This is a genomic window from Halopseudomonas xinjiangensis (assembly GCF_900104945.1).
Lineage (GTDB): Bacteria > Pseudomonadota > Gammaproteobacteria > Pseudomonadales > Pseudomonadaceae > Halopseudomonas > Halopseudomonas xinjiangensis.
Window position 1 is genome coordinate 2,997,426 of record NZ_LT629736.1, and the last position, 13,297, is coordinate 3,010,722.

The window sequence follows — 13,297 nt, forward strand, 5'->3', positions numbered from 1 at the left end:
AGCGCCAGCTGACCGCCCCTATGCTATCTTAGCGAGCATTCGATGGCGCCCGGACGGCATGGCGCCGCACGTTGGGAGCGAAGCATGCAGCGGTTGTTGAACAAGCAGGTGGTGCTGGGCGTGAGCGGCGGAATCGCTGCCTACAAGAGCGCGGAACTGGTCCGGCGCCTGCGCGACGCAGGCGCTCAGGTTCGGGTGGTGATGACCCAGGCTGCCCGCGAATTCATCACCCCGCTTACGCTGCAGGCTCTGTCGGGACATCCGGTGCACGGCGATCTGCTCGACCCCGCCGCGGAAGCCGCGATGGGACACATCGAACTGGCTCGCTGGGCAGACCTGGTACTGATTGCCCCGGCTACCGCCGACCTGATGGCGCGTCTGGCGCAGGGACGCGGGGATGACCTGCTGACCACTCTGGTGCTGGCCACCGATGCGCAGGTGGCGATTGCACCAGCGATGAACCAGGCCATGTGGCGCGACCCCGCTACCCAAGCCAACCTTTCCCTGTTACTCCAGCGCGATGTGAAAGTCTTTGGCCCGGCTGCCGGGCAACAAGCCTGTGGCGACGTCGGTCCGGGCCGAATGCTCGAACCTGCCGAGATTGCCGCCCGCTCGGCCGAATGCTTCGAGCGCGGCCTGCTTGCAGGGCGGCACGTGCTGATCAATGCCGGTCCGACCCGCGAGGCGATCGACCCAGTACGCTACATATCCAATCACAGCTCCGGGAAGATGGGCTTTGCGCTGGCCGAGGCGGCCGCCGAAGCCGGTGCTCGCGTGACGCTGGTAGCCGGTCCGGTCAATCTGCCGACACCGCCGCGCGTCGAGCGCGTCGATGTCATCACCGCCGTCGAGATGCTTGCTGCCTGCGAAGCCGCGCTGCCGGCAGACCTTTTCATCGGCTCGGCGGCCGTGGCCGATTACCGGCCTGTCACCTGTGCCGAGAGCAAGCTGAAAAAGGAGCCCGGTTCCGATGCCGGCATGACGCTGGAGCTGGTGCGCAACCCCGACATACTCGCCACGCTCGCCAATCACCCGCAGCGGCCCTGGTGCGTAGGCTTCGCCGCGGAGACCCACGACGTGCTGGGCTACGCGACGGACAAGTTGCAGCGCAAGAATCTGGAACTGATAATCGCCAATGATGTCAGTTCGACATCAATCGGATTCAACAGCGACGATAACGCGGTCACGCTGATCGATCGCAGCCTGAAACCCCAGGCGCTGCCGCAGGCGAGCAAACAGAAGCTGGCCAGGCAGATCGTCGCTTTTATTGCCGACAAGCTGAACGCATAACAACAAGGACTGCCATGCACGCTCTCAGAGCCCGCATTCTCGATGCCCGTCTGGGCGACCAGTGGCCGCTGCCGGCCTATGCCACGCAGGGCTCGGCCGGCCTGGACCTGCGCGCCATGCTCGAGCAACCACTGACGCTGGAGCCCGGACAGACGCAACTGCTACCGACGGGCCTGGCTATTCACATTGCCGATCCCGGCCTGGCTGCATTGATCCTGCCACGGTCGGGACTGGGTCACAAACACGGCATCGTCCTCGGCAATCTGGTCGGACTGATCGACTCGGACTACCAGGGCGAGCTGATGGTTTCCTGCTGGAATCGCGGGCAGACGGCATTCACCATCGAGCCCGGCGAACGCATCGCTCAATTGGTACTGGTGCCGGTTCTGCAGGCACGTATCGATATTGTCGACTCGTTCGACGACAGCACGCGCGGGGCCGGCGGATTCGGTCATACTGGCAGTCACTGAACAATAATTCGAAGCAGGGAGGCGTTACGGAAATGAAGCTCAAGAGATCTTCCGAGGATTCAGGGTCATCATCCGCCCTGCCCAGCACCCTCTTGCCGCTGTTGCTCGCCCTTGCCGGAATCGCCGCCGCCGCGGCACTGATCTGGGCGGCGCTGTTCGGGCCAAGCAACCAGCGTTACGAGCGCGACATGGCTCAGGCCTACGCCAGCCAACAGGCAGGCGCACTGAACCAGGCGGTGGCGCAGATCGAAGCGGATATCGAGACCGCCGCAGCCAATCCGCAATTGCAAGTCACCCTGCAACAGGGCACCAGCCCGACGCTCCAGCGCCTGATGCGCTACATGTATGCCGACAGCCTGGCGGTCTATGCGCACCTGCCCGGCCAGGCGCAGCCCGTCGAGGATAGCCAGGCGCCGCTCAGCTTCGCCGCACTGGACATGATCCGCCGCGCCGAACGTGGCATGCCCGTGCCGCTCGAGGCGCATCAGGTCAATGGTGAGTGGAAGGTCTACGCCGCGCGCCCGCTTCGTGCCACACCGAACGCCAGCATCGGCGGGACCCTGATGGTGGTGTTCGATATCGAGCGATTGGCCTCTGCACTACCGCCGCTCCCGCCAGAAGCCGGCGCAGTGACGCTCATTCAACAGTTCCCCGCTGCGCCCGAACAGCGCCTGATCCAGCGTGGCAGCGGCTCCGGCGAAGCCATTCGCCTCCCGACCGACAACCCCGCCTGGTTCATCGAATTCACCCCAGGAAGCGCGCTGGTATCCGGCCTGATCAATCCGCTGTGGCTCGCCGGGGCTGCGTTGCTGGCTCTGGCCGGCGCGCTGGCCAGCCTGCTCTGGCTGCAGCGCGAATGGACGCGCACCTTGCAGGCCGACGCTGGCACGCTCAATCAGCTTACGCTCGGACACAAGGCCGCGGGACTCAAGCTCGGGCCGCTTGAACCGGTCGGCCAGAGCATCATGCGTCTGGCCAGCCGTAGCGGTCAGAAGCTCGGGCCCAACCCGGAAGTCGTCCGCGAGCCGGCTGCCGCCGCCGCCAGCGCGAAGCCCGCCGCTCGCCCCGTATCGAACGAACCGGAAATACTCGATATCGACATCCTCGATGGCGAGGATCCGTTCGACATGGCCGGCAATCAGCCCGCCGCGCCGAGCATTCCCCAGCTGCCGGCGGAAATCTTCCGCGCCTACGACATCCGCGGCGTGGTCGGTCGTACACTCACCGAAGACTTCCTGTACTGGCTCGGACGCAGCATCGGCAGCGAAACCATCGCTGCAGGGCAACCGCGGATCGCTGTGGGACGCGACGGGCGACTGTCCGGCCCCGTCCTCGGCGAACAATTGATCCGCGGCTTGATGGAATCAGGCTGCGAGGTGGTCGATCTGGGAATGGTTCCCACGCCCGTCGTCTACTTCGCCACGGCAACCACGGACGCCACCTCGGGCGTGATGCTCACCGGCAGTCACAACCCGGCCGACTACAACGGGTTGAAGGTGGTCATTGCCGGTCAGACGCTGGCTGACGAGCGCATCCAGGCGCTGCACACCCGCCTCAGGCAAAACGACCTGACTGCCGGAGCAGGAAGCCGCGAACAGCTGGACCTGCTGCCCGCCTATGTACAGCGTATCGTCGACGACGTGGCACTGGCTCGGCCGCTCAAGGTGGTCATCGACTGCGGCAATGGCGTCGCCGGCGTCGTCGCTCAGGCACTTTTCGAGGAGCTCGGCTGCACCGTCATCGCGCTGTATTGCGATGTGGACGGTACTTTCCCCAATCATCATCCGGACCCGGGCAAGGCAGAGAACCTGGCAGAACTCATTGCCCAGGTCCGCCAGCATGAAGCGGACATTGGCCTGGCTTTCGATGGCGATGCCGACCGTCTGGGTGTGGTCACCAGCGACGGCGAGATCATCGACTCCGATCGACTGCTGATGCTGCTCGCCGAGGACGTGCTGACCCGTCAGCCGGGTGCCGATATCGTCTTCGACATCAAGTGCAGCCGTCGCCTGCCGGCGCTGATCAGCCGCGTCGGTGGACGTCCGGTGATGTGGAAGTCCGGCCATTCGATGATCAAGGCCAAGATGCAGGAAACCGGGGCACCGCTCGGTGGAGAGATGAGCGGCCATATTTTCTTCAAGGAGCGCTGGTACGGTTTCGATGACGGGCTGTACAGCGCTTGCCGCGTTCTCGAAATTCTCTCGGTTCAGCCGCAGGGCGTTTCCAGCGCCGAGCTGATGGCAGAATATCGGTCCGGGCTGACCACGCCGGAGATCAATGTCACCGTGGGCGAAGCGCGCAAGTTCGAGCTGATCGAAGCGTTGCGCAAGAACGCCGACTGGGGACAGGGCAAGCTGACAGGCATCGACGGCATACGCGTCGACTATCCGTCGAGCTGGGGTCTGGTTCGCGCCTCGAACACCACGCCGATGCTGGTGCTGCGATTCGAAGCGGATAAACCTCAGGAGCTGGAGGCTGTCCAACAATTATTCCGCGATCAGTTGGCCGCCGTTGCCCCTGATCTTGAACTGACTTTCTGACCGCCAGGAGATATTCCTACATGTTGAGCCGCGAAGCCGCCGCCCAGGTATCCAGAGTCCTGACCGAGGCGCTGCCCTACATCCAACGCTTCACCGGCAAGACCATCGTCATCAAGTACGGCGGAAACGCCATGGAAAGCGAAGAGCTGAAAAACAGCTTCGCGCGCGATATCGTGCTGATGAAAACGGTCGGCATCAACCCGGTGGTGGTGCACGGCGGCGGGCCGCAGATCGGCGACCTGCTCAAGCGGCTGAACATCCAGAGCGAGTTCATCGAAGGCATGCGCGTGACCGACGCGAAAACCATGGACGTTGTGGAAATGGTGCTCGGCGGTTCGGTGAACAAGGACATCGTCAACCTGATCAACCAGGCCGGCGGCAGCGCCATCGGTCTGACCGGCAAGGATGCGGGCCTGATCAAGGCGCGGCGCCTCAAGGTCAGTCGGCGCACGCCCGGCATGGACAAGCCGGAAATCATCGACATTGGCCAGGTAGGCGAAGTGGAATCGGTCAACATCAAGCTGATCAACGCCCTGGTCTCCGATGACTACATCCCTGTCATCGCGCCGATTGGCGTCGGCTCGGATGGTGCCTCGTACAATATCAACGCCGATCTGGTAGCAGGCAAGGTGGCGGAGGCCCTGAAGGCCGAAAAACTGATGCTGCTGACCAACATCGCCGGGCTGATGGACAAGGAAGGCAAGGTTCTGACCGGCCTGACCACGTCCCAGGTCGATGCGCTGATCGAGGACGGCACCATCTACGGCGGTATGCTGCCGAAGATCCGTTGTGCGCTGGACGCAGTACAGGGCGGTGTCGGCAGTGCGATCATCGTCGACGGGCGCGTACCCAATGCAGTGCTGCTGGAAGTTTTCACCAATGCCGGGGTCGGCACTCTGATCACCAATCAGCAACCGGAGTGACTATGCAGCGCGAAGATTTCAGTCTCTGCCACCAGTTGCGCGTGCGCTGGTCGGAAGTCGACATGCAGGGCATCGTCTTCAATGGTCACTACCTGACCTATGCGGACATTGGCATCACCGAATACTTCCGTGCGCTGACTGCAAGCGGCGGTGGCGATACCGGCGCCAAGGGCGGTGACTTCTTCGCTGTGCGTACCCTTCTCGAATACCGCTCGCCTGCGGAAAATGACGACCTGCTGGATGTGCATGTGCGCATCGCTCGCCTGGGCAACTCGAGCATGCTGTTCGTCATCGGCATCTATCGCGACGACACACTCTTGCTGACCGGGGAAATTACTTACGTATACGCCGATCAGCAGACTCGCCGACCGAAGCCGATTCCGGCGACATTCCGTGAGGCAGTGAAAGGCTATGAGCGGACCGCGCCGGAGGATGCGGCGAAGTAGCCGCTCGGCGCATCCGGCTACTGAGGCTGAAGGTCGCCGATCAGCGCGACCAGCCGATCCCGTTGACGGGCAAAGGCCTGATTGACGTCGATAATCTCATCGCGCTTGCTGGCGATCATCCGCTGCAGACGCAGCACTTCAGCGTCCACACCGCTCAATTCACTGATCAGCTGCGGATCGACCTGGCGGCCCGCACGCTCTTGGGCAGCGGCACGCGCCTGCAGCTCGTCACGCTGATCGCGCAATGCGGCGATGTTGCCTTCAGTCGTGGTGATGAGGTTTTCGATCTGGGTGATCTGCCGCTGGTGCGCTCGATCAAGATCGGTCGGGCTACTGTAGAGGCGCAGCAAGGTGGCATCGGAAGCGCGCTGACGTTCCTGATCGGCCCGAGCCCGACGAGTCGCTTCTCGCTCTTCGCGGGTCGGCGCGGCGGGGATCACCTGCTTCACTCGGCCCTGGGCGTCGAGCACTTCGTAGCCGCGACTGACGAATTCAGCCGGCACGCGGCTATCGAGAACGGTTGTCCCTCGGTCGTCGACGTAGCGATAGAGCTCCGCCTGCGCCAGAGCGGGCAGACTGCCCAACAGACCGAGACCTACCCAGCACAGCAGCTTGCGCATAATCCGGATACCCCATCCTGGAGCCTGACGCTCATGGTCTAATTCAAATTCCGTACTGCGCCCGATACGCCTGCACGGCAGGCAAGTGGTGACGCAGCTCGGCATCCTCTTCGAGGAACGACAGGACCTGGGTAAGCGACACGATGCTGATCACCGGAATACCGAAATCACGTTCGACTTCCTGGATGGCCGACAGCTGACCCTGGCCACGCTCTTCTCGATTCAACGCGATCATCACAGCGGCCGGAGTAGCTCCGGCGGCGCGGATGATTTCCATCACTTCACGTACCGCAGTGCCTGCGGTGATCACGTCATCGATGATCAACACCCGACCCTGCAGCGGAGCGCCTACCAGCGATCCGCCTTCGCCATGATCCTTGGCTTCCTTGCGGTTGAAACAATACGGCAGATTGCGATCGAAGCTTTCCGCCAGTGCTACCGAAGTAACGGCTGCAAGCGGAATTCCTTTATAGGCCGGTCCGAAAATAACGTCCACTTCGTCCAGTTCGCTATGGATGAAAGCCTGCGCGTAGTAACGCGCCAACCGTCCAAGCGAGGTACCGTCATTGAACAGCCCCGCATTGAAAAAGTACGGACTTTTGCGGCCGGATTTGAGGGTGAACTCGCCGAAGCGCAGGACGTCCCGATCAAGCGCAAAACGAATGAACTCTCGTTGATATTCTTGCATCCCACCCTCGTCTAACAAAAAACCCGCAAGCTCGGTTATCATACACGCTCGATTTCAGGGGAGCCATGCATGCGAATAATCAGTCTGAATCTCAATGGCGTCGAGGCCGCTTCGGCCCGGGGTCTGTTCGACTGGCTACGCACGCAGGATGCCGATGTCATCTGCCTGCAGGACATTCGCGTTACCGCCCCCGAATTGGAGCAGGACCCGTACTGGATCGACGGTTACTGGCAGTACTGCTTCGAGGCGGAAGTGCCCAGCCAGGGTGGCGTTGCCATCTACACCAAGATTCAGCCGAAGGCGATCATCATGGGGCTCGGCTTCGAGCTGGCCGACCGTTACGGGCGCTTCATCCAGGCCGACTTCGACAAGGTCAGTATCGGCTGCCTGCTGCTGCCTTCCGGACGCAACGGCGATGCCGACCTGAACCAGAAATTCAAGTTCATGAACGAGTTCACCGGCTATCTGAACAAGCAGCGCCGCAAGCGCCGTGAATTCATCTACTGCGGCTCGCTGCATGTGGCGCATCTGAAACTGGATGTGAAGAACTGGCGGGACTGTCAGCATCAGCCGGGGTTCATGGCGCCGGAACGGGCCTGGATGGACGAGATATTCGGCAACATGGGTTATGTCGATGCGCTGCGCGAGGTCACCCGCGAGTCGGATCTATACAGCTGGTGGCCGGACAGCGAGCAAGCCCAGGATCTCAATCTCGGGCTGCGCTTCGACTACCAGTTCCTTACCCCGGGCCTGCGACGCTTCGTGAAGAATGCACAGATTCCGCGCAAGGTCCGCTTCTCCGAACACGCGCCAGTCATCATCGACTATGACTGGACGCTGAGCATCTAACACAAACGGCAAACGTAACGAGCCTCGCCGCGTTTCCAGGCCAGGCATGCCGCTCGCTGACGACGATCGTGGCAAGACTGCCTCCCGCAGGGGCAGCTTGCCCGCTGGTAGCTCGTAGCTTGTCGCCCGGGTTTACTTGATGATCCGCCAGCAGAACGGGTAGCGGTACGCCTGCCCCTCGTTGGCCTTGATCGCCGCAATGATCATCAGCACCACCGCACCGATGGCCACGACCCAGATCAGCAGCAAGCCGATGACGATCAGCATCAGGAGCAGACAGATCAACGCGGCGATGGTGACCGTGATCTGGAAGTTGAGCGCTTCCTTGCCCTGGTCATCGATGAACGGATGCTGATCCTTCTTCAGTTGCCAGACCAGCAACGGCCCGATCAGATTGCCCATCGGAATCAGGCAACCGAGAAAGCCGCTGAGATGGGCGAACAACGCCCACTTGCGCGCTTCGGGATCGGGGGTGATAAGCGGGGATTGCTCCAGTTCGTCTGTCATATGCGCTCTGTCCTTCGGTAGGCTTTCGTTATGAGGCCGGCCCGGAAGCATCCCCTCGGTGCGCCTAGTCTTCCAGCGCAGCCGCCTGCATGGCGAACAGCTGCTCGATTCCCTGCCTGGCCAGCGCCAGCATAGCATTGAGTTCATCGGCGCTGAACGGGGCTGCTTCGGCAGTGCCCTGAACTTCGATGAAGCCGCCCTTGTCGGTCATGACCACGTTGAGGTCGGTGTCGGCTGCCGAATCTTCCAGATAATCCAGATCCAGCACCGGCTCGCCCTGGTAGATGCCGACCGACACCGCGGCGATCATCTGCACGGCTGGCACCTTCTTGATCGACCCACGCTTTTTCAGCACGCGCAGCGCATCGACCAGCGCCACGCAGGCACCGGTGATGGAAGCGGTACGGGTACCACCGTCGGCCTGGATGACATCGCAATCCAGGTGGATGGTGTTCTCTCCGATGCTGCGCAGATCGACCGCTGCGCGCAAGGAACGGCCGATGAGTCGCTGAATCTCCAGCGTACGCCCGCCCTGCTTGCCCTTGCTCGCTTCACGCTGCATGCGCTCACCCGTGGCGCGCGGCAGCATGCCGTACTCGGCGGTGATCCAGCCCTGGCCCGACCCCCGCAGGAAGCGTGGCACGCCCGCCTCGACGCTGGCGGTGCAGATGACCTTGGTGTCGCCGAACTCCACCAGCACCGAACCCTCGGCATGCTTGGTGTAGCCGCGGGTGATGGTCACCTGGCGCATCTGGTCGGCTTCGCGGCCGCTGGGTCGTTTGCTCATCATGAATCCTTGTGTACTGCGTGTATGTGGCCGCCAGTATACGCGACCAGACCCGACCCGGCTGTACCCGCTTCAAGCCGCAGGAGTACAATGCCGCCACATGGAACAGGACGATGAGGCCAATGATGGTGTACAGCATGACCGCTTTCTCTCGCTGCGAACTCAGCACGGACCGGGGCAACCTGGCGTGGGAGATGCGCTCGGTCAACCATCGTTATCTCGAGCCTAGCCTGCGCCTGCCGGAGGCGTTCCGCGAACTGGAAGGCCCGCTGCGGGAGCGGCTGCGCAAGCAGCTCGGCCGGGGCAAGGTCGAATGTACGCTGCGTTTCAATCCCACCGCCGCGGGCGGTGCCCGACTCGACCTCAATCAGCCTCTGGTGGACCAGCTTATCGCTGCCGCGCAGCAGCTGAGCCTCAATATGGTCAATCCGGCGCGGGTCAATCCGCTGGAGCTGCTTGCCTGGCCGGGTGTACTGACCAGCTCCGAGCCGGATGACAACGGGCTCATCCAGCAGGCTCGCAAGCTCTTCGATCGCGCATTGCAGGAGTTGATCGAGCAGCGCGCGCGTGAAGGCGCCGAGATGCGCAAGCTGCTCGAGGAAAGGCTGGACGCCATCGCCGAGCGCGTGGCAACCCTGCGCGAAATGATGCCGCAGCTGCTGGTCGCGCACCGGCAGAAACTCCTCGATCGCATCGCCGAGACCGGGCTGGACGTGGACAGTCAGCGCATCGAGCAGGAAGTCGTCCTGCTGGCGCAAAAGATCGACGTGGCCGAAGAACTTGATCGCCTCGATACGCACGTCGCCGAAACTCGCAGGATTCTCGCCGGTGGCGAGGCGATGGGACGCCGGCTGGACTTCCTCATGCAGGAATTCAATCGCGAGGCCAATACGCTCGGCTCGAAGGCCATCGATACGCGCAGCACCCAGGCGGCAGTCGATCTCAAGGTGTATATCGAACAGATGCGCGAGCAGGTTCAGAATATCGAATGATCCCCGCGGCGCCGGACGCCCGCTGAGCTCCGGCCGTCTCGCCCCCCTTTCCTGCCGCCCTGCCCTGCGGAACGCCTGAGGCGTCATCTCGTCCAACGTGGCAACGGCGCTCCCGCCGATCCGTCATCGACATGCAGGTGAACCAACATGCGCGATACCCGACGCCTCGAACGCTACGACAGCTCGGTCAACCAATACACCCTGGCAATCATTACCGACGAGGATCACGCCTCTCAGGTCGAGCTGGACGATGGTCAGGTGGCCTGGAGCTCCACGCTGCGCTACGACCGCCTGTTTCGCCATGCGCCGGACGCCTCTGGCCAGGCACGCTTCGGATTCGAGGAGATCCCCGCCGAACAGGGGGGCGAGCACCAGCTGATCAGCCTGGTGTCCGAAGGCGGGCGCGGCGCAGAATTTTCCGAGCTGGTGCTGTTCGGCAGCCGCTTGGTTACATTCGACGATCGCACCGGGCTGGTCTGCGAGATCCGCGACGAGAACAAGCTGATACCCAGGCAGATCCTCATGACCGGCAGCGGCGACGAGCGCTTCAAGGGCTTCAAGAGCGAATGGGCGACGCTCTACGGCGATCAGCTGGTGATTGGTAGTCACGGGAAGAAGCCCGAGGAAGAATGGGTGAAGATACTCGAAGGGGACTACGGGCTGGCCAGCGTCGACTGGAGCGAGCGCTATCAGCGGATGCGCGAGGCGCTGGGTGTCGGCGATCACGGCTATGTGATTCACGAAGCTGCGGAATGGCACCCGTACCGCCGTGAATGGCTGTTCTTCCCGCGCAAGGTGTCGAGCCAACCCTTCGATGAGGCCATCGACGAGACCGAGTGCGGCTCGAACCTGCTGGTGATCGCCAACGAAGATTTCAGCGACATACGAACCCTGACCGTGGGCACCTGCTATCCGGACCGCGGCGTTTCGTCCTTCAAGATTCTGCCCGGGCATCCAAACGAATGCGTGGCGCTGAAAAGCGTCGAAGTCGGCGAGCGCACCGAGAGCTACCTGTTCTGCTTCAACCTCGACGGCGAGGTGCTGCAAGAGGACCTGTTCATCGGCGACTACAAGTGCGAGGGCGTGGAGATTCTCTGAGGCCGGAGCAGCCGACAAACGAGTCAGGTAGCGAACTCGCCCAGGATGCCCATGGCCTTCTCCACGCTGGCCGCCAGCTGCTCGGCGCTCGCCTGGCTTTCACTGGCATGCGCCTGTGTCGAGCCGGCCAGGGCGCGAATCGTTTCGATGTTGCCGTTGATGTCGGCTGCGGCGCGGCGCTGTTGCTCGGCGGCCGCGGCGATCTGCAGATTCATCGTGGTCATGGTGCGGAACGCTTCGGTGATGCAGTCCAGCTCCGCGCCGGATGCCCTGGCGCTGTCGACGCTATGCAGTCTGTTCCGTTCAGCCTGCTCCATCGCACTGACCGTTTCGCGAGTAGCCTCCTGTAGCGCGATGATGGTGAGTTCGACCTGCTCGGTCGCCCGCCGGGTCCGCGCCGCCAGGGCACGAACTTCCTCGGCTACTACCGAAAACCCACGCCCCTGCTCTCCTGCCCTGGCGGCCTCGATGGCCGCGTTCAACGCCAGCAGATTGGTCTGGTCGGACACGCTCTGGATCACGTCGATCACCGCGCCGATATCACGGCTATAGGTTCCCAGCCGCTCGACCACGCCGTGCACTGCACTGAAGCTGGACGACAACTCGGAAATCGACGCCACGGTCTGATCCACGACCTGCTTGCCCAGCTTGGCCCGTTGCTCCGATTCCAGGGCCGTGGCGGAACCCGATTCAGCGCTGGCCGCGACGCTGCCCGCGGCATCGCTCATCTCAGCCATGGCGCGGGCCAGCTGTTCCACCTCGGCCAGTTGCTCGTCCATGTGCTCCGACGCCCGCGCGCTGGCCGCCTTCGATTGACGGGACTGCTCCGAGACCGCGCCGACCTGCTGCTCAAGCACCACGAAACTGCCATGCAGCTTCTCGATGATGCGGTTGAACGATCGCGCCAGCGCGGCAAGCTCGTCATTGCCACGCACCGGCAGCGCCGCCTTCAGGTCACCGCTGCCCTGGGCGATGGCGCTCAGCCCGACGACGACCTGGTTGATGCGCCTGGTCAGGCTGCGACCCAGCGCGAAGCTGATCAGCACGACCAGGGCGACGATGGCAACCGCAGCCATGATCAACTGGCTGACGGTTCGATCAGCCTGCGCGATCAGCTGCGCCTGCTGAGTCATCAACATGGCGTTCACCGCCTCTTCGAGCCTGGCGATACTCTTCAGCGCCAGGTCGAAGTTCAGCGCGAACGCGGCAGGATTGGTTTCGCTTGCCAGGAGCTGTTCTTTATCAGCGGCAATGCTCGCGGTCAGCGCCTGCAGGTCGGTCAGCACGGTTTGCTGCTCGGCCGACAGCTCTGCCAGCCCGGTGCTGCCAGCCTCGACGTGCTTCAGGCCCTTGCGCAAGCTGTAACGTGAATCGCTCATCGCGACCAGCACGGCGCCTTCCACCAGGCGCCCATAGTTCGCCGCAAGTTCGGCGAGAGGAAGCGTATCCACCAGCGCGCCGCCGAGGGCAGGTAAGGAAGCCGACAGGCTCGCTTGCAGCGGCAACCGCTGTACGCTCAGGTCACGCATGACCTGATAGATGCCTTCCGCTCCTTGTGCGTTGACGCGGATCTGCTGCAGCAGGTCGCCCATCGTTTGTTCCTGCTCGCCTTCCTGCCCCGGCTTGACATCGAGGAACGCAGAGAGCGGAAGGGTCTTGAACGCCGCCCAGCGCGGCGCATCGAGCGCGTCCAGGCGCTCGCCAAGTAGCAGGAACTGCGCCTCGGTACGAGCGATGAAATTCTGCAGATCGGCCTCGGTGCGTGCGCTGGTCAGCTGATACCCGAGCAGGCTCACCTCACGTAGCGACTCGCCCGCCTTGACGGTCGCCTTGTAGAAGTCGACCGAGGCGGTGTACTCGGACTCCAGCGTGCGCGTCAGCGAACGCATATTGTGCAGGGTGAGCAGGACCTGGAAACTCAGGCCGAGAACGCAGACAGCGATGATAAGAGTCAGGACACGCTTCATGACGGGGCTCGCAGCGACGGCCGGCAGCGCAGCTCGCTTACCGGCGAAAAATCCGTGTCTCGCTCGCCTCCGGATAATCTCGGCAAGGGACGGTCAAAGCGTATCGCCGCAATGTTGCAG

General features: G+C 62.9%; 13 protein-coding genes. 8 read left to right on the plus strand and 5 right to left on the minus strand.

All coding sequences use genetic code 11. The features are described 5' to 3' along the window. The first annotated feature begins 84 nt into the window (after positions 1–84). From coaBC to BLT85_RS14070, 5 genes are read left to right on the plus strand one after another with little or no spacing between them, the layout of a single operon-like run. On the plus strand, positions 85–1,290 hold the full coding sequence (gene coaBC, locus BLT85_RS14050; protein WP_093395980.1) for a bifunctional phosphopantothenoylcysteine decarboxylase/phosphopantothenate--cysteine ligase CoaBC: 1,206 nt from the start codon (positions 85–87) through the stop codon (positions 1,288–1,290). Between the two features lie 14 nt (positions 1,291–1,304). Next, positions 1,305–1,760 carry a dUTP diphosphatase gene (gene dut, locus BLT85_RS14055; protein WP_093395983.1) on the plus strand — a complete coding sequence of 152 codons (456 nt, stop codon included), beginning with the start codon at positions 1,305–1,307 and terminating at the stop codon, positions 1,758–1,760. Positions 1,761–1,792: 32 nt separating this feature from the next. After that, positions 1,793–4,300 (plus strand): phosphomannomutase/phosphoglucomutase, encoded by a 2,508-nt coding sequence (locus BLT85_RS16965; protein ID WP_093395986.1) that lies wholly within the window; start codon positions 1,793–1,795, stop codon positions 4,298–4,300. Positions 4,301–4,320: 20 nt separating this feature from the next. Further along, positions 4,321–5,223, plus strand: a complete 903-nt coding sequence (argB, locus tag BLT85_RS14065; RefSeq protein WP_093395989.1) for an acetylglutamate kinase — start codon at positions 4,321–4,323, stop codon at positions 5,221–5,223. Positions 5,224–5,225: 2 nt separating this feature from the next. Further along, positions 5,226–5,669: an acyl-CoA thioesterase gene (locus tag BLT85_RS14070; RefSeq protein ID WP_093395992.1), complete on the plus strand. Its 444-nt coding sequence runs from the start codon at positions 5,226–5,228 to the stop codon at positions 5,667–5,669. A gap of 17 nt (positions 5,670–5,686) precedes the next feature. Here the strand turns inward: BLT85_RS14070 and BLT85_RS14075 are convergent, their stop codons facing one another. Both BLT85_RS14075 and pyrE read right to left on the minus strand, forming a co-directional pair. Further along, complete coding sequence (locus BLT85_RS14075) at positions 5,687–6,289, minus strand: DUF4124 domain-containing protein (RefSeq protein WP_093395995.1); 603 nt, start codon at positions 6,287–6,289, stop codon at positions 5,687–5,689. 43 nt (positions 6,290–6,332) lie between these two features. Then, positions 6,333–6,977 carry an orotate phosphoribosyltransferase gene (gene pyrE, locus BLT85_RS14080; protein WP_093395999.1) on the minus strand — a complete coding sequence of 215 codons (645 nt, stop codon included), beginning with the start codon at positions 6,975–6,977 and terminating at the stop codon, positions 6,333–6,335. Between the two features lie 69 nt (positions 6,978–7,046). On the opposite strand from pyrE, the gene BLT85_RS14085 reads away from it, so the two are divergent. Beyond that, entirely contained in the window at positions 7,047–7,826 is a 780-nt protein-coding gene (locus BLT85_RS14085) for an exodeoxyribonuclease III (RefSeq protein WP_093396002.1), read from the plus strand. A 132-nt stretch (positions 7,827–7,958) separates the two neighbouring features. Here the strand turns inward: BLT85_RS14085 and BLT85_RS14090 are convergent, their stop codons facing one another. Both BLT85_RS14090 and rph read right to left on the minus strand, forming a co-directional pair. Then, positions 7,959–8,333, minus strand: coding sequence for a DUF4870 domain-containing protein (locus BLT85_RS14090; protein WP_093396005.1), 375 nt, complete (start codon positions 8,331–8,333; stop codon positions 7,959–7,961). 64 nt (positions 8,334–8,397) lie between these two features. Further along, positions 8,398–9,120, minus strand: a complete 723-nt coding sequence (rph, locus tag BLT85_RS14095) for a ribonuclease PH (RefSeq protein ID WP_093396008.1) — start codon at positions 9,118–9,120, stop codon at positions 8,398–8,400. Positions 9,121–9,245: 125 nt separating this feature from the next. Here rph and BLT85_RS14100 point away from each other — a divergent pair, with 125 nt between their 5' ends. Together BLT85_RS14100 and BLT85_RS14105 are read left to right on the plus strand one after the other, a co-directional pair. Then, a complete protein-coding gene (locus tag BLT85_RS14100) occupies positions 9,246–10,112 on the plus strand; it encodes a YicC/YloC family endoribonuclease (RefSeq protein ID WP_093397791.1) in 867 nt (288 codons plus the stop codon). Between the two features lie 147 nt (positions 10,113–10,259). Beyond that, complete coding sequence (locus BLT85_RS14105) at positions 10,260–11,210, plus strand: hypothetical protein (RefSeq protein WP_093396011.1); 951 nt, start codon at positions 10,260–10,262, stop codon at positions 11,208–11,210. 23 nt (positions 11,211–11,233) lie between these two features. Here the strand turns inward: BLT85_RS14105 and BLT85_RS14110 are convergent, their stop codons facing one another. Continuing rightward, positions 11,234–13,177, minus strand: a complete 1,944-nt coding sequence (locus BLT85_RS14110; RefSeq protein WP_093396014.1) for a methyl-accepting chemotaxis protein — start codon at positions 13,175–13,177, stop codon at positions 11,234–11,236. Positions 13,178–13,297: the final 120 nt, after the last annotated feature.